13 protein-coding genes are annotated in these 15,976 nt (G+C 61.4%); 5 read left to right on the forward strand and 8 right to left on the reverse strand.

From position 1 onward, the window contains the following. Positions 1-212: 212 nt before the first annotated feature. Together QOL81_RS00810 and QOL81_RS00815 are read left to right on the forward strand one after the other, a co-directional pair. Positions 213-947: a MurR/RpiR family transcriptional regulator gene (locus tag QOL81_RS00810; RefSeq protein ID WP_047730675.1), complete on the forward strand. Its 735-nt coding sequence runs from the start codon at positions 213-215 to the stop codon at positions 945-947. Between the two features lie 130 nt (positions 948-1,077). Continuing rightward, on the forward strand, positions 1,078-2,514 hold the full coding sequence (locus tag QOL81_RS00815) for a 6-phospho-beta-glucosidase (protein WP_087762786.1): 1,437 nt from the start codon (positions 1,078-1,080) through the stop codon (positions 2,512-2,514). 48 nt (positions 2,515-2,562) lie between these two features. Here the strand turns inward: QOL81_RS00815 and dsdA are convergent, their stop codons facing one another. The 5 genes from dsdA to QOL81_RS00840 form a co-directional block, all read right to left on the reverse strand. Continuing rightward, a complete protein-coding gene (gene dsdA / locus QOL81_RS00820; RefSeq protein WP_060439901.1) occupies positions 2,563-3,900 on the reverse strand; it encodes a D-serine ammonia-lyase in 1,338 nt (445 codons plus the stop codon). Positions 3,901-4,008: 108 nt separating this feature from the next. After that, positions 4,009-4,698: a VIT1/CCC1 transporter family protein gene (locus QOL81_RS00825; RefSeq protein ID WP_038871544.1), complete on the reverse strand. Its 690-nt coding sequence runs from the start codon at positions 4,696-4,698 to the stop codon at positions 4,009-4,011. Between the two features lie 26 nt (positions 4,699-4,724). After that, positions 4,725-5,198, reverse strand: coding sequence for a VOC family protein (locus QOL81_RS00830; RefSeq protein ID WP_060439899.1), 474 nt, complete (start codon positions 5,196-5,198; stop codon positions 4,725-4,727). 11 nt (positions 5,199-5,209) lie between these two features. Next, a complete protein-coding gene (locus tag QOL81_RS00835) occupies positions 5,210-5,560 on the reverse strand; it encodes a DUF1428 domain-containing protein (protein ID WP_038871540.1) in 351 nt (116 codons plus the stop codon). A 104-nt stretch (positions 5,561-5,664) separates the two neighbouring features. Beyond that, complete coding sequence (locus tag QOL81_RS00840; RefSeq protein WP_283439571.1) at positions 5,665-7,107, reverse strand: GGDEF domain-containing protein; 1,443 nt, start codon at positions 7,105-7,107, stop codon at positions 5,665-5,667. Between the two features lie 387 nt (positions 7,108-7,494). Between QOL81_RS00840 and QOL81_RS00845 the strand changes: the two genes are divergently transcribed. Continuing rightward, positions 7,495-9,633 (forward strand): TonB-dependent siderophore receptor, encoded by a 2,139-nt coding sequence (locus tag QOL81_RS00845; protein WP_502950660.1) that lies wholly within the window; start codon positions 7,495-7,497, stop codon positions 9,631-9,633. A gap of 49 nt (positions 9,634-9,682) precedes the next feature. Here the strand turns inward: QOL81_RS00845 and QOL81_RS00850 are convergent, their stop codons facing one another. Then, positions 9,683-10,144: a GNAT family N-acetyltransferase gene (locus tag QOL81_RS00850; RefSeq protein ID WP_060419689.1), complete on the reverse strand. Its 462-nt coding sequence runs from the start codon at positions 10,142-10,144 to the stop codon at positions 9,683-9,685. 55 nt (positions 10,145-10,199) lie between these two features. Further along, positions 10,200-11,015 carry an alpha/beta fold hydrolase gene (locus QOL81_RS00855; RefSeq protein WP_102984646.1) on the reverse strand — a complete coding sequence of 272 codons (816 nt, stop codon included), beginning with the start codon at positions 11,013-11,015 and terminating at the stop codon, positions 10,200-10,202. 129 nt (positions 11,016-11,144) lie between these two features. Here QOL81_RS00855 and QOL81_RS00860 point away from each other — a divergent pair, with 129 nt between their 5' ends. Next, complete coding sequence (locus QOL81_RS00860; protein WP_164550866.1) at positions 11,145-11,312, forward strand: hypothetical protein; 168 nt, start codon at positions 11,145-11,147, stop codon at positions 11,310-11,312. 46 nt (positions 11,313-11,358) lie between these two features. On the opposite strand, the gene QOL81_RS00865 is transcribed toward QOL81_RS00860, so the two are convergent. After that, positions 11,359-13,788 carry a DUF3772 domain-containing protein gene (locus QOL81_RS00865; RefSeq protein ID WP_194572250.1) on the reverse strand — a complete coding sequence of 810 codons (2,430 nt, stop codon included), beginning with the start codon at positions 13,786-13,788 and terminating at the stop codon, positions 11,359-11,361. 450 nt (positions 13,789-14,238) lie between these two features. On the opposite strand from QOL81_RS00865, the gene QOL81_RS00870 reads away from it, so the two are divergent. After that, positions 14,239-15,969 carry an ABC-F family ATP-binding cassette domain-containing protein gene (locus tag QOL81_RS00870; protein ID WP_060418782.1) on the forward strand — a complete coding sequence of 577 codons (1,731 nt, stop codon included), beginning with the start codon at positions 14,239-14,241 and terminating at the stop codon, positions 15,967-15,969. Positions 15,970-15,976: the final 7 nt, after the last annotated feature.

Consider the following 15,976-nt stretch of genomic DNA (forward strand, 5'->3'; position numbering starts at 1 on the left):
CGCCGGGATCCGCTGACCTATGCTAACCCGGTGTGATGAAACCCGTTTTCATGGCATGTCTTCCGGAACGTTTTGCTTTATTTGTTCGTCGTGAACCCTGGGCCGCGCCTGACTGGTGCGGCTTTTCTTTTTGCCCGGCAGTGCCAGCGGCGGTGAATTTTGCTATGTTAACCCGCAGATAAGCTTCCCGTTTTCTGCCGCCGGACCGACTCATGTTTACCCATAAAGCAATCGCCGAGCTCAACGCCCTGGAGCTGATGGTTTATACCTACGTCAGCAAACACAAGAATCAAGTGATGTACATGACCATCCGCGAGCTGGCCGAGGCCGCCGGCGTGTCCACCACCACCGTGCTGCGGTTTTGCAAGAAAATGGGCTGTGACGGCTATTCGGAATTTCGCATCCGTTTCAAGCTGTACCTGGAACAAACCGATGCGCCGCCGGCCGATTCCGGCATCGGCGAAATCCTCAGCTTTTTTAAAAGCGTCAGCAACGAAGAGTTTAATCAGCTGATCGATCAGGCGGTGCACCATATCGCCGCCGCCGAGCGGATTATTTTCGTCGGTATCAGCACCTCAGGCGCGTTGGGGAAATATGGCGCGCGTTTCTTTTCCAACGTCGGGAAATTCAGCACCCACATCGACGATCCTTATTATCCCGTCAACAGCGACATGTATAAAAACGCGGTGGCGATCATGCTGTCGGTCACCGGCGAAACCGAAGAGATCCTGCGGCTGGCCAGCCAGTTCAGCCTGCACCACTGCAAGATCATCAGCATCACCAACAACGAAACCTCTTCACTGGCGAGGCTGGCGGACTTCAACCTCTCCTACCACGTTCCGCAGCATTTGATCGGCGGGCATCACAATATCACCACGCAGATCCCCGTACTTTACATTATTGAAACCATCGGTAAACGGCTCGGGCATATTAATTCGGCAAAATAAAACAGGCTGTTTTTTTATTGTGACAAATCACTTTCCACGGTGATTTGTTATATCGTGACATTTCTTTCGGTCTTGCTACTCTATTCTCAACGCAGCGTTATTACCCTTCATTAAATAAACCGATGAGACATTGACGATGAAACAGTTGCCGAAGGATTTTCTGTGGGGGGGCGCGGTTGCCGCGCACCAGGTTGAAGGCGGTTGGGATCGGGGCGGCAAAGGGCCCAGCATTGCCGACGTGCTGTCCGGCGGCTCGCACGGCGTGGATCGCGTGATGACCGACGGCGTGCTCGAGGGCTATCGCTACCCCAACCACGAAGCGGTGGATTTCTACGGCCGCTATAAGCAGGACGTGGCGCTGTTCGCCGAGATGGGCTTCAAATGCTTCCGCACCTCGATCGCCTGGACGCGCATCTTCCCGAACGGCGATGAAGCGACGCCAAACGAGGCCGGCCTGCAGTTTTACGACGACCTGTTCGACGAACTGCTGAAATACGGCATCCAGCCGGTGATCACCCTGTCCCACTTCGAAATGCCTTACCATCTGGTGAAGGCCTACGGCGGCTGGAAAAATCGCCGGGTGGTGGAGTTCTTCGTGCGCTTCAGCGAGGTGGTGATGCGCCGCTACCGCGAAAAAGTGAAGTACTGGATGACCTTCAACGAGATCAATAACCAGAGCAACTACCGCTATCCGCTGTTCGGCTACTGCTGCTCCGGCGTGGATTACACCCAGGAAGACAACCCGGAACAGGCGCTGTACCAGGTGTTGCACCACCAGTTCGTCGCCAGCGCGCAGGTGGTCAAACTCGGCCATCAGATCAACCCGGAATTCAAGATCGGCTGCATGCTGGCCTGCGTGCCGTTCTACCCGTATTCCTGCAAGCCGGACGACGTGATGTACGCCGTCGAGGCGATGCACCAACGCTATCTGTATACCGACGTGCAGATGCGCGGCTACTACCCAAGCTACCTGCTGCGCGACTGGGAACGCAAAGGGCTGAAAATCGAGATGCAGCCGCAGGACGCGCAGATCCTGCGCGAGGGCTGCACCGACTACATCGGCTTCAGCTATTACATGAGCAACGCCCTGCAGGCTAACGCGGTGGACGGCAGCGACGGCATGTTCGGCTTCCCGGGCAACGTGCCCAACCCGCACGTCAAAGCCTCCGACTGGGGCTGGCAGATCGATCCGGTCGGGCTGCGCTATTCGCTGAACGTGCTGTATGAACGCTACCAGAAGCCGCTGTTTATCGTGGAGAACGGCTTCGGTGCCTTCGACAAAGTGGAAGCGGACGGCCGGATCAACGATGACTATCGCATCGACTATCTGCGCGCCCATATCGAAGAGATGAAGAAAGCGGTGATTGAAGACGGCGTAGACCTGATCGGCTATACGCCGTGGGGCTGCATCGACTGCGTGTCGTTCACCACCGGCGAGTACAGCAAACGCTACGGCTTCATCTACGTCGACAAGCATGACGACGGCACCGGCACGCTCGAGCGTTCGCGCAAGAAGAGCTTCGACTGGTACCGCCGGGTGATCGCCAGCAACGGCGAACAGCTGTAACCGCACGGCAGGCAATCAGGGGCGATTTTCGCCCCTTTTTACTGCGCCTTATTCCGCCGCCTGCCCGGCGGCGAGATACTTCGCCATTTCCGCCGGCGGCACCATGCCGCCACCGGTCGCCCATACCAGGTGCGTCGCCTGCGCCAGACTCTCGGCGCTGATGCCTTGCTCGCTGAGCGCCTTCGCATGGGCTGCAACGCGCCACGGCCCGGCCATGCCGGCCAGCGCGGACGGCTCCAACTGAAGATGCTCGTGCTTGTCCAACAGCCCGAGCAGCGCAAACATCTCTTCGTCGCTCAGGGTGTAAAACGCGCTCAGCAGGCGCTCCATCGCCCTGCCGACAAAACCGGAGGCGCGCCCCACCGCCAGCCCGTCCGCCGCGGTGCGGTTGTCGATGCCGAGATCTTGCACCGCAATGCCGTCATGCAGCCCGCTGTAGACGCCGAGCAGCATGCAGGGCGAATGGGTCGGTTCGGCGAAAATACAGTGAACGTGATCGCCGAATGCCAGCTTGAGGCCAAACGCCACGCCGCCCGGCCCGCCGCCGACGCCGCACGGCAGATACACGAACAGCGGGTGCTGCGCGTCCACCACGATGCCCTGTTCGGCGAACTGCCGCTTCAGGCGGCCACCGGCCACCGCGTAGCCGAGGAACAGAGTTTGCGAGTTTTCATCGTCGATAAAGAAACAACGCGGATCGTTCGCCGCCTGCTTGCGCCCCTGCTCGACCGCCACGCCGTAATCTTCGGCGTACTCCACCACCGTGACGCCGTTATCGCGCAGCTTTTGCTTCTTCCACGCCCGCGCATCCGCCGACATGTGCACGCTGACGTCAAACCCCAGCCGGGCGCTGATGATGCCGATGGATAATCCCAGATTGCCGGTCGATCCGACGGCGATGCGGTACTGGCTGAAGAACTGACGAAATTCGTCGGAAAACAGCCGGGCGTAGTCGTCGCCGGTCTGCAGCAGCCCCGCCTCCAGCGCCAGCGTCTCCGCGTGCGTCAGCACCTCGTAGATGCCGCCGCGCGCCTTGATTGAGCCGGAGATCGGCAGATGGCTGTCCTTTTTCAGCAGCAGCTTCCCGCCAAGCCGCAGCCCATAGCGCCGATCCAACGCCTGCTGCATGGCGGGGATCGCCACCAGCTCGGATTCGATGATCCCCCCAGTGGGCTGGGTTTCGGGAAAGGCCGCGGCGAGATAAGGCGCGAAGCGCGCCAGGCGCTGCTCCGCTGCGGCGACGTCGGCGGCGGTCAGGCCGACATGGGGCAAGCCTGCGGCCAGCGTTGTCGCACGCGGATTGAACCAGGTGATAGGCTCGAGGGCGACCAGTCGTTGCAACAGCGGATGCTGCGCAACCCACGGTTGAATCTGTGATTTTTGCATAAATGTCCCTGACTGATTTGGCGTTGCCGTCACCATGCCGCGAACGCCGGCGGCTGACAAATGATAAATACTGAACTTGAGGTGCAACAGATTGATGCAAGCGCAGCGCTAGCCGGCCGCGACGCCAAACAGCATGCCGACGCCGGAGGAAACCGCCATCGCCAGGGCGCTCCAGATCAGGATACGCGCCACGCCCGGCAAGATCGGCGCACCGCCGGTTTTCGCAGCGATGCCGCCGAGAATGCCAAGGGAAATCAGCGCCGATGCCACCAGCGCCGGCCGCGTCCAGGCAACCGGCACCCACAGCGCCACCAGCAGCGGCAACAGCGCGCCGAGAGAGAAACTGAGGGCCGATGCCAACGCGGCCTGCAGCGGCCGGGCGCGCGTGGCGGCGGAAATGCCCAGTTCGTCGCGCGCGTGGGCCTCCAGCGCATCATGCGCCATCAGCTTTTCCGCCACCTGCCGTGCCAGCGCCGGGTCCAGCCCGCGATGCACGTAGATAGACGTCAGTTCGCGGAACTCCCCCGGATAGTCTTCGAGCAGCTCCGCCTGTTCCTCGGCCAGCGCGGCCTTCTCGGTGTCCGCCTGCGACGACACCGACACGTACTCGCCGGTGGCCATCGACATCGCGCCCGCCACCCACCCGGCGACGCCGGCGATCATCAGCGCGGAATGCGAGGCGCTGGCCGCCGCCACGCCCAGCAGCAGGCTGGCCGTTGAGACGATGCCGTCGTTGGCGCCGAGCACCGCCGCCCGCAGCCAGCCGATGCGTTCAATACTGTGCCGCTCTCGATGCATCCTTTCTCTCCCACGTTCTCTTTCCGCTAGTCCCGCGCCGCCGCTTCCAGGCCGGCGATGTCGATTTTGCCCATCAGCAGCATCGCTTCCGTGACCCGCCGCACGCGCGCGGCGTCGGGATCGTTCATCAGCTCGGTCAGGCGCCGCGGCACGATCTGCCAGCACAGCCCCCAGCGATCGCGCAGCCAGCCGCACTGCTCCGCCTCGCCGCCCTCGCTCAACGCATCCCACAGCCGGTCAACCTCCGCCTGATCGTCGCATTCCACCATCACGGAAAAGCTGTGATTGAACGGATCCAACGGCCCGGCTTCGATCGCCGCATAGCGCTGGTCGCCCAGAGTGAAGGAGGCCAGCTTCACGCTGCCGGCCGGGCCGCTCGGCGTATCCGCCGGCAGATCGGAAAACCAGTTCACGGACGAACCGGGGATCAGCGCGACGTAGCAATTCAGCGCCGCCTCCATGTCTTTTTCAAACCACAGATGTTGCGTAATTCTGGCCATCGGCGCCTCCTTCAGGCATCGAGGATCGGCGCGAACCCGCCAAAGATCATGCGTTTGCCGTCAAACGGCATCTCGCCCAGCGCCTTCATGCGCGGATCGTTCATCATTTTCTGGTTGGCGGCGTCGCGCACCGCCTTGGAGGGGTACTCTATCCAGCTGAACACCACCACTTCGCCCTCCTGCGCCTTTACCGCGCCGCGAAAGTCGGTGAGTTTGCCGTCGGGCACGTCATCGCCCCAACACTCCACGATGCGCGTGGCGCCAAACTCTTTGAACAGCGGCGCCGCAGCGGCCGCCAGCCGGTGATAAGCCTCCTTGTTGGCGGCCGGCACCGCCACCACAAACCCGTCTACGTATTTCATCCTGGTATCCTCTTGTCTGATTAAGGACAGTCGGTTCAGCACGGGCGACGTTGCCCGTGCCCCCTACCAGTTTAGACGGCGGGCGCGCGGCCCGGATCGGAAGTTCAGCGGCCAGGATCGTTCGGCGGGTAAGATTCCGGCGTGGCGACCCGGTTACGACCGGCATTTTTCGCTTTGTATACCGCCAGATCCGCCAGTTTGAGCAGGTCGGCCAGGCTATGGCCGGAACCGCCCGGGCAGGTCACCATGCCGATGCTGACGGTGATCTGCAGCGGATGGCCGGCCGGCATGGTGATCGATTCCGCCTCAATGCGTTGCCGCAGCCGTTCGGCCAGCTGCAACCCCTGCTGCGGCTGGCCGAGCGTCGAGACGATGGCGAACTCTTCGCCGCCCATGCGGCCGAACAGATCGTTGACGTTCAGATCGGCGGCGATCGCACGGGTAAACGCCATCAGCGCCTGATCGCCACCGGCGTGGCCGAAACGGTCATTGATCGATTTGAAATAGTCGATGTCGAGCATCATGACGCACACCAGCTCGCCTTTCTGATCGATCACCCGCTCGCCGCGCTGCATAAACGCATTGCGCGTCAGCACGTGGGTCAACGCATCGTGATTCGCCACGTGCTCCAGCGTGCGCAACAGTGCGTTGCGCGCATAGTTCATGCTGGCGACGGCGATCGGCCCCAGCGCCAGCAGCGCGATGCCCAGGCGCATGGATACCGCGTTCTGCAGCACCTTCATGTCGAGCGTGGTGCTAAGCAACCCGAAGTCGATCGCCAGATGGCACCACAGCACGTAAACCAGCACCGCGATCATGGTGCTGAACAACGAAAAGGACATCGCCAGCCACAGCAGCACCGGCATCGGGAAGATCACCGCGCCGGGGCCGCCGATCAGCACGCTGCAGACCGCCGCCAGCGCCAGCAGCGCCAACACCGCCAGTTTCCCCCCCGCCTGCGGCCATTGGCTGCGCTGTATCAACATGGCGCAGGCCGCGCGCAGGCGATGTCGCCAATCGGCGGGAAACACCAGAATGAACGGCATCAGCGTGACGTAGTTGGTGAATTCAGATGAGAACCACAGCGCCAGCGAGGTCAAATAGGGCCTGCCGAACAGCCACTGCGAGGCAACGGCCCCCACCAAGCCGGTAGCGGCGGCGGCGGCCAGGCAGATACCGAACAGATACATGCTGGACGCGCCGCGTTGCAACATGCGCGCCGGCGGCGACAGCCGCATGAACACCAGATAGCCCACCACCACGCCGGCCAGATTGGCGGCGTTCAGCAGCAGCGCTTTCTCCAACGCGCTGCCGGTCAACAGATCCGCCGCCAGGTAGCCCAGCACCGCCATTCCCCAGCCGGCGCGCGTCGCCCACTGCGGGCGGCGCACCAAAACGGCCAGCAGCACGGCGTTAGCCGGCCAGAATATCGCCAGAAAACTGCCGGGCCGGCTCACGATGCCCAGCAGACACAGCGCGAACACCAGCAAAAAAATGCTGAGCGCGGGCCAGATTTTCCGGGTATCGGACAACGAGGTGGTTTGCATCTTGGATCCAGAGACTTCCGCTAGCGTAAGGTGACAGTCTTTGCGTGTCACAACCGTCGACGATGAGGAGAAGATAAACGGCCGACCCGCCTATTATTGCCAGTTTTGCCGGTCCGGACACCTGTTTATTCATCAAGGAAAAATATATTTGTGTATCAATATATTGACGACACTCGCCTATCTGGCGCAGAAACTGCCAAGGCATCCCGGCCGTCTTGATCATTATGGTCAATTCGTCGGATTTTTACCGGTAAAACCGCCGTCTTTTTCCTTGATGACAAAATAAAATCGGGCAATGCGCGGATCTCTCCTTTGCCCTCTATCCAAGCCCATTAAACGATAATTATAATGATAATCGTTATTATTTATTATTTACCATGGAATGATATGCACCAGTCAGTTCTTCGCCGCCCCAACAAAAACAAAAAAAATCACGTTTTCCGCTCGCTGCCCCTGATCGCCGGCCTGTTTCCCGCCCTGACGATCGCCGCCGCGCCCGACGCAAAAAAGGAAGACGCCATCACGGTGACCGCCACCGCCCTGCCTGCCGGCAGCTATAGCGCCGATACCGCCTCAACCGGCAGCAAAACCGCCACGCCAATCGGTGAACTGCCGCAATCGGTCAGCGTCGTCACCTCACAGGTGATTGACGACTTCCAGGTCAAAAGCGTCAATGACGCGATGAAATTCGTCAGCGGCGTCACCCAGGGCAACACGCTCGGCGGCACCGAGGATGGCTTCGTCAAACGCGGCTTTGGGGTTAACTCCGACGGTTCGGTGTTCATCGACGGCGTGCGCAGCAACCAAGGGCTGAGCATGGACGCCACCACCGATCGCGTCGAGGTGCTGAAAGGTTCCGCTTCGCTGCTGTATGGCATCCTCAGCCCCGGCGGCGTCATCAACCTGATCAGCAAAAAACCGCAGTATGACTGGAACACCCGCATTAGCGGCGCCACCAACAGCTTCGGCGGCGGCAGCGGCAGCGTCGATGTGACCGGCCCGCTGGGCGGCGGCTTCGCCTTCCGCCTGATCGCCGAGCGCCAGCACGAGGATTACTGGCGTAACTTCGGCAGCGACGAACACACGCTGATCGCTCCTTCACTCAGCTGGTTCGGCGACCAGGCTTCCTTTAACATCGCCTACAGCGAGTACAAATACGACATTCCTTACGATCGCGGCACCGCGTTTATCGACGGCAAACCGGTCGATGTGCCCTATAACCGCCGGCTGGATGACTACGCCAACCGCGCCTGGGGCAAGAACAAACGCCTGAACGCCCATTATGAATATGCGCTGGATCCGATCTGGACCACCCGCCTCAACTACGCCTGGCTGCAACGCCGTTACGACAGCAACGAAGTGCGCGCCACCGCGATCGACACCGCGACCGGCATCGTTTCGCGCCGCGCCGACGCCAACCGCGGCTTCAATCACCAGACCGATTATTATTCCTGGGATGTGACCGGTTCGCCGGAGGTGTTCGGCATGCAACACGACCTGCTGCTGGGCGTGGACTACGAAAAGAACCAGACTTACAAGGCCTACTCCTATCGCGGCAAAGTGTCGAAGACGTTCAACATGTACGATCCGGCGTATGGCGAAGCGCCCGTCACCGACAGCACCACCTACAACGACGCATTGAGCAACCTGCGCACGACGCTGTTCAGCCGTTCCCTGTACGCCAAGGACAGCATTCATCTCTCCGACCGGTGGATTGCGGTGCTCGGCGCACGCTATCAGTCGTATTACCAGAACAACAGCAACGGTTTCCAGAAGCCGAAAAATACGCTCAATGACAAAGACGATCAGTTTTTGCCGCAGGCGGGGCTGGTGTATAAGCTGACGCCGAACCTGTCTCTGTACGGTAACTACAGCCGTTCCTTCACGCCGTCCACCGCCATCGACGATAACGGCAACGTCGCCACGCCGGAAACCGGCACCACCTATGAGGTGGGCGGCAAATGGCAGATCGCCCCGGCGTTCGACGCCACGCTGGCGCTCTATCGTATTGATGAAAGCAATATGTCGATCTTTATCAACGGCGTGACCCGCAGCATTCCCAAGGCGCGATCCACCGGTGCTGAACTGGAGTTGAACGGCGAAGTGGCGCCCAGCTGGGATCTCACCGCCAACTACAGCTACGACAAAACCGAGATCGTCGAAGACAACCTCAATCCGGCCAACGTCGGCAACCGGCTGGTCAACGCCCCGACCAATATGGGCGGCCTGTATCTCAGCCACCGCATGACGCTGCCGGTGGTGCCCGGCGAGGTGCGCGTGGGCGGCGGCGCACGCTATGTCGGCCGCCGCGCCGGCGATCCGGAGAACAGCTTCACCATGCCGGCCTACACCGTGGCGGATGCCTTTGTCGCCTGGGACAGCAAGCTGCTTGGCAAACATACTCAGCTGAAACTGAATGTGAAAAACCTGTTTAACCGCGAATACTACGCCTCCAGCGCCGGTAACCTGCGCGTGATTGAAGGCGAACCGCGCAGCCTCAGCCTGCAGGCGACGGTCGATTTCTAACCCCCCATCTCCGGGCGCCGTTTGGCGCCCGTTTTCTTTTCGCCCGGCGTCAAAGCGCCTTGCGGTACATCACGAAACCGGGGCGCTCCGCCACCTTGTCATACAGCCGCATGGCGGTCTGGTTGGTTTCGTGGGTATTCCAATAAACCCGCGGCAACCCCAGCTGCTGCGCACGCTCGTAGACCGCCGCGATCAGCGCTCTCGCTACGCCTTTGCCGCGCACCGTCTCCGCAGTGAACAGATCCTGCAGATAACAGTTAGGCTGCAGCTGGGTGGTGCTGCGGTGCAGGAGGTAGTGCGTCAACCCGACCACCTGGCCCTGATGCTCCGCGACCAGCGCAAACATCGGTTCGTAGGCATCGAAAAAACGCCGCCAGGTGGTCTGCGTCACCTCGTCCGGCAGCGCCGTTGCCCCCTCACGGCCGTAAAATGCGTTATACCCTTGCCACAGCGCCAGCCAGGCGGCGTAATCCCGCGCTTCCAGCGGCCTGACCACGATGCTTTCGCTCATGATGTCCTCTTCGATGATGTCAAAATACCCCGCCTCCAGCATAGAACAACGCACGTCAACGCGCAGGCGGCGGCATCACATCGGCGAGAAAATCCAACAGCGCGCGGTTGAACACCGCCGGCCGCTGCAGCGGCGCGAAGTGGCTGACGCCCGGCAGCGTCACCAGACGGGCGCCGGGAATGCTGCCGCTCAGGTAGGCAGCATGCTCGGCGCGGATAAACTCATCGTGTTCGCTGTGAACGATCGTCACCGGCACACGAATGGCCGCCAATTCCTGCGCGGTGTAGTTCGGCTGGCTGCTCATCATCAGGCTCACGGCGGCGACAAATTCATCGAACTCCTGCGGCGTCGGCGACAGCGCGGCATAGTCCTGCACGTGGCGGGCGAAGCAGCGCTCGACGATCGGGTTGGCGGCCGGCGGTTTAACGCCGCTGGGATCCATATTGCAGCCGAAGAAAAAGACGCCGTCCACCCGCTGCGGCGCCCGATGGGCGGCGATAAGCGCGACGCAGGCGCCGTCGCTCCAGCCCGCCAGCGCGGCGTGCGGGATCCGCAACGCGTCCATCACCGCCAACAGATCATCGGCCATGCGATCGTAACGGTAAGGCCGGGCGTCGTGCGTGCTGCGCCCGTGCCCGCGGCTGTCGATGACCAGCACGCCATACCCGGCGGCCAGCAGCGCCGGCAGCTGATACCCCCAGTTGCCGCTGTGGCCCAGGCCGCCGTGCAGCAGGATCACCGTCGGCGCCACGCCATAGGCGGCATACCAGATGCGCGCCCCGTCATGTTCGACAAATCCCTGCCTGGACGTGGGCGGCAACGGCGGCGCGCCCTGCGCGGCAAAGCGGGTCAACTCGTCGTCGGTTTGCATCTTTTCCTCCTCATTCGCCGACGTTGTGCGCCAACAAGGCATCAAAGGAGTATAGATCGCCCCGGCGAGCGGTGCCGTTCGCTTTCCCGACATATACTTAAGGGAGGAATCGCAATGGAGGACGGTGAGATGAAGAAAATAATTCTCGTGTTTTTGATGCTGATGCTGAGCGGGTGTATCGGCGGCGGCGGCGGCCCGTCGAATGCGCCGTCGGCATCGCCGAATGAGCCTTATACCTGCACCAAATCCAGCGCCAACAGCGACTGCTCGCAATCGGTGGAGCCGTCGATGTACTAGCCGCGTTCGGCGGGCCGTCGCGTAAAGGCCCGCCGCCTTAGGGGGACTAGGAGGAGTGCTCCTCTTCGTTGGCTTGATATCGCGTCGCCTGCTGCTTCATAAACACCACTTCCTGCGGGCTGGACAGGCTCACTTCCTGCGCGCGCAGCAGCTTGAGGATATTGAACAGCAGTTCGCTCTTGGTGGCGCCGACCATGCGCGGGCTCGGCACGTAGCCGGTCACGCTCAGGATAATGCCGTCCGGCCCCAGCTGGCTGAAGCGCACGTAAGGCGCCGGCGTTTCCAGAATGGTTTCGTACTCGTTATAGGCGCTGAGCAAGATATTGCGCACCTGCTCCGGATCGATGGAGGTCGGGAACGTCAGCGCGATAGTCACCACTCCTTGCGCGTTGCCCATGGTGGCGTTGCGCACGTTCTGCGAGATCAGCTGCGAGTTCGGTACGATCATGGTGGAACGGTCGCTGAGCTGGATTTCGGTGGCGCGCACGTTGATGCGCCGCACGTCGCCTTCCACGCCGCCGATGCCGATCATGTCCCCCACCTTCACCGGGCGTTCGGTCAGCAGGATCAGGCCGGAAATAAAGTTCTTCACGATCTCCTGCAAACCGAAACCAATACCGACCGACAGGGCGCTGACGATCCACGCCAGGTTGCTCCACTGGATGCCCAGCGCCGCCAGGGTGATCAGAATCACCAGCACATAGCCGATATTGCTGAACAGCGTCACCAGCGAGGCGCGAATGCCGACGTCCGAGATGGTTTTCGGCAGCAGTTCAGACCCCAGCCAGCGCCGCACCGCGCGTAAAATATAGATGCCGATCGCCAGGCAGATCACGGCGTTGAGCAGGTTGCCGGGCACGATGTTGAAACGCTGCAGCCCTTCACCGGTCAGGATGGAGACGATTTTCTCCATCAGCGAGCCCGGCGTAGTGCTGCCGAATGAGCCGTTGAACAGCGCGACGATCATCAACAGCAACAGGGAACATTTGGCCAGCGCGGTGGTGATGATCGACATCTGCTCCAGATGGCGATCCTTGAAGCTGAGCGTTTTCTTCAGCATCTTGCCGCTGACGGTCTGCGGCGAAAACAGCGCGGCGCACAAATCGGTGGCGAACAGCACCATAAAATAGAACGCCATCAGCACCAGCACCACCCAGATCAGCTGGTAGGTCAGGAAGCGGGCGAAGGCGATGTAGCCGATAAGCAGGGAAAACAGGATCACCATCGAACAGACCAGGGTGACGAGGTGCACCAGCCCGCCGACCAGCGTGCGTTTTTCCAGGTGCGCGCCCTGCTGTTCCAGACGGCGACGAATGCGCTGGCCGCGCAGCGGCGCCGCCAGCAGCACCATGCCGATCAACCCCGCCACCAGGCCGTTGCCGAAAATGGTGGTGGCCAATGAAGCGCTGACGACGTTGTTGATCAGCTCCACGGTGCCGAACGCCAGCGCCAGGCCGGCCAGCAGCGGCGAGAAGTAACGCAGCCCGGCGGCCACGTCGTTATCCATGGACGCCAGACGCCACGACGGGCGATTCAACGACAGCGCAGCACGCCCCAGCCCGGCGATCAGCGCGCAGAAAATCCCCAGACGGTTGAAACCTTCCGCGAAATCCTCCAGCGTCACCGGCAGCGGCTGCACGCGCACAAAAACGTAATACAGCAGGTTCAGCGCGATGGAGGTGGTGATCACCGTCACCGCTACGGTGACGATCGCCATAAAGCTGCGGCGCAGGCGCCCGTCCGGCAGGAAACGGATGCTGACCCAGGCGAGAAAACGCTCGGAGAAATAGCGCCCCCAGGACCAGACAATCACCGCCAGCGCCAGCAACGCCAGCGTGCCGTACCGCCACTCGTCCTGCCAACTGGCGTCCCAGGCCGCTTTCATCTCGGCGTTGAACTGATCCAGCCGCTGTACGTCATCCTCTGACGGCTGCAGCACCGGCGCCCAGAATTTGATACCCAAAATGCTGCCGGTATTCAGCGCCAGCTGGGTTTTAAACGCCACCCGGCGCAGATCGCCAATCTGCTGCCCCAGATCGAAGGCGCTGTTCTTGATGGCCTGCGCGCGTTTCACCGCGTCATCCAGCTGCTTTTTGCTGTTGTTCAGCGCGTTGCGCTGCTGGGCCACCGCCGGGGTTTCCGGCAGCGCGCCGGCCGCCGGGGCCGGCCCCAGGACGTCCAGCTGCGCTTTCAGTTTGTCCTGCTCGGGCTGCAGATCGGTGGCAAGTTTTTCCATGCCGGCGACCAGATCGTCAGTCGCCAGCCGCAGTTTGCTGAGCTGGGTATCGGTGGTCGCTTTGGAAACCAGCTGCTTCATGCTGTCCAACTGCTTTTGCGCGGCTTTCAGCTGCGTGGCGGGATCGGGCGCGCTTTCGGCGGCGGGATCATCCTGGGTAGCGGCGACGGCGGCGAGCGGCGTCAGCTGCAAACCCAACAGCAATAACAACAACAGCAGGAACGGGCGAGGCTTTAACATAAATTCAGTGCTCAGCATCATTATCTGATAGACAGACGAACAGGCGGCGGATGAACCGTCGCTTAACCATAAACGCTAATTATAATAGCTGCTTAATGTCGGCCGAAATACAGTAATTATTCCCATTGTGTGCCACGCGCGCCCACCGGACTTAGCCTGCTGATTATTCAGGCGCTTTTACACTGGCGGCGCAGCGTAAAGCGCTCTATACTCCTGCCACCGATTAACCTGCAACCAATAAAAGGAGACTTACTATGCTGACGTGTGAATTGTTTTTTCACTCACACTTCTTTGGTAATCGTCGCCGCTCAAGCATTACCGGTATCGTGCTGCGATAACTCAGCTTGAGCGAAGCTTACTAAAATCCAGGATCTTCCCTCCGGCTTACCGGGTTGTCGTCAGCGATGTTTGACGATAGGCATTGTCATGCCTGTAACTCTTGAGTAAGCAATGAGCACACTACTGTCTGCACAATCTGTCGGTTACGACAACGCGTTCGGCGTCCTGCTGAGCGAGATTTCCTTCAGCCTGAAAAAAGGCGATCGCATCGGTTTGATCGGCGACAACGGCTGCGGCAAAAGCACCCTGCTGCAACTGCTCAGCGGCGCCCTGCCCATCCACAGCGGAACGGTGACATTGTCACACCAATGCCTGATGGCGCGCATCGAACAACACCTGCCGCCTGAGCTGCACGCCAGCACCCTGCTGGATGCGGTACTGGCGCAATTGCCCGCGGGCCAACACCTCAGCGAACGCTGGCGCTGTGAAGCGCTGCTTGCCGAGCTGGGGTTTGAACCGACGAGCTGGACGTTGACCGCCGGCACCCTCAGCGGCGGCCAGCACACCCGCCTGCTGCTGGCGCGCGCGCTGATCCGCCAGCCCGATCTGCTGCTGCTCGACGAACCCAGCAACCACCTGGATCTGCCCACGCTGCTGTGGCTGGAGCAGTTCTTGCGCAGCTGGAGCGGCAGCTTCGTGCTGGTATCGCACGATCGCTATCTGCTCGATCAGGTGACCAACTGTACCTGGATCCTGCGCGATAAAACGCTGCAGTTCTTCCGTTTGCCCTGCTCCGCTGCGCGCGCCGCACTGGCGGAACAGGACGCTGCGGACGAGCATCGGCGCCAGGCCGAGCAAAAAGAGATAGACCGGGTGGAAAAAAGCGCCAAACGCCTGGCGACCTGGGGCAAGGTCTATGACAACGAAGATCTGGCGCGCAAAGCCAAGCAAATGGAAAAGCGCGTCGATCGGTTGAAGGAAGAACAGACCACCCTGACCGCCGGTAGCCCGTGGCGGCTGCGATTACAGGGAGAGGCGCTGGACGCCGATCGCCTGCTGGCGCTGCCGCAATGGACCGTGCGCCCGGCGCCGGATGCGCCGGTGCTGTTCAGCCTGGAGCATCTGCGCGTCAAAAGCGGCGATCGCATCGCCATCGTCGGGCGCAACGGCTGCGGGAAATCGTCGCTGCTGCGCTTGCTGTGGCAGGCGTATCAGCACCCTGCGGAACGCCCGGCGATCTTCCACCCGCGCGTGCGCATCGGCTATTACGATCAGAGCCTGCAACAGCTGCGCGATGAAGACACGTTGAGCGAAGCGCTGGCGCAGTTTGCGCCGCTGACCGAGGAACAGCGGAAAATGGCGCTGATCGGCGCCGGTTTCCCTTACCTGCGCCACCATCAGCAGATCCGTTCGCTGAGCGGCGGCGAGCGTTCGCGGCTGCTGTTCGTCGGCCTGACGCTGGCCAACCATTCGCTGCTGCTGCTGGACGAGCCCACCAACCACCTGGACATGGCAGGCAAAGAAGAGCTGGCGGAAACGCTGCGCCAGTTCGCCGGCGCCGTCATATTGGTCACCCATGACCGGATGCTGATCGAACAGAGCTGCAACCGCTTTTGGCTGATCGACCAGCAAAAACTGGATGAGTGGCACGATCTGGCGCCGGTGTATCAGCGCCTGGCGGGCGAAGCGCCGGCGCTGCCGACGGCGGACAAGGCCAACGCAGGCGGTCCGACGCCGGATGAGCGACTGGAAGGCGAAGAAGCGCTGTTGACCACCCTGTTTGCCCTCGAAAGCAAACTGGAGGACGACCTGGCGCGCAAGCCGAAGCACCAGAAACCGGCGCTTCAGGCGCGCTGGCGCCGCGAGATTGCCGACATCACCGCCCGGTTGAATCTAGGCTAACCTTGAC

This window comes from Serratia sp. CC22-02, assembly GCF_900182895.1.
GTDB classification, from domain to species: Bacteria; Pseudomonadota; Gammaproteobacteria; order Enterobacterales; family Enterobacteriaceae; genus Serratia; species Serratia nevei.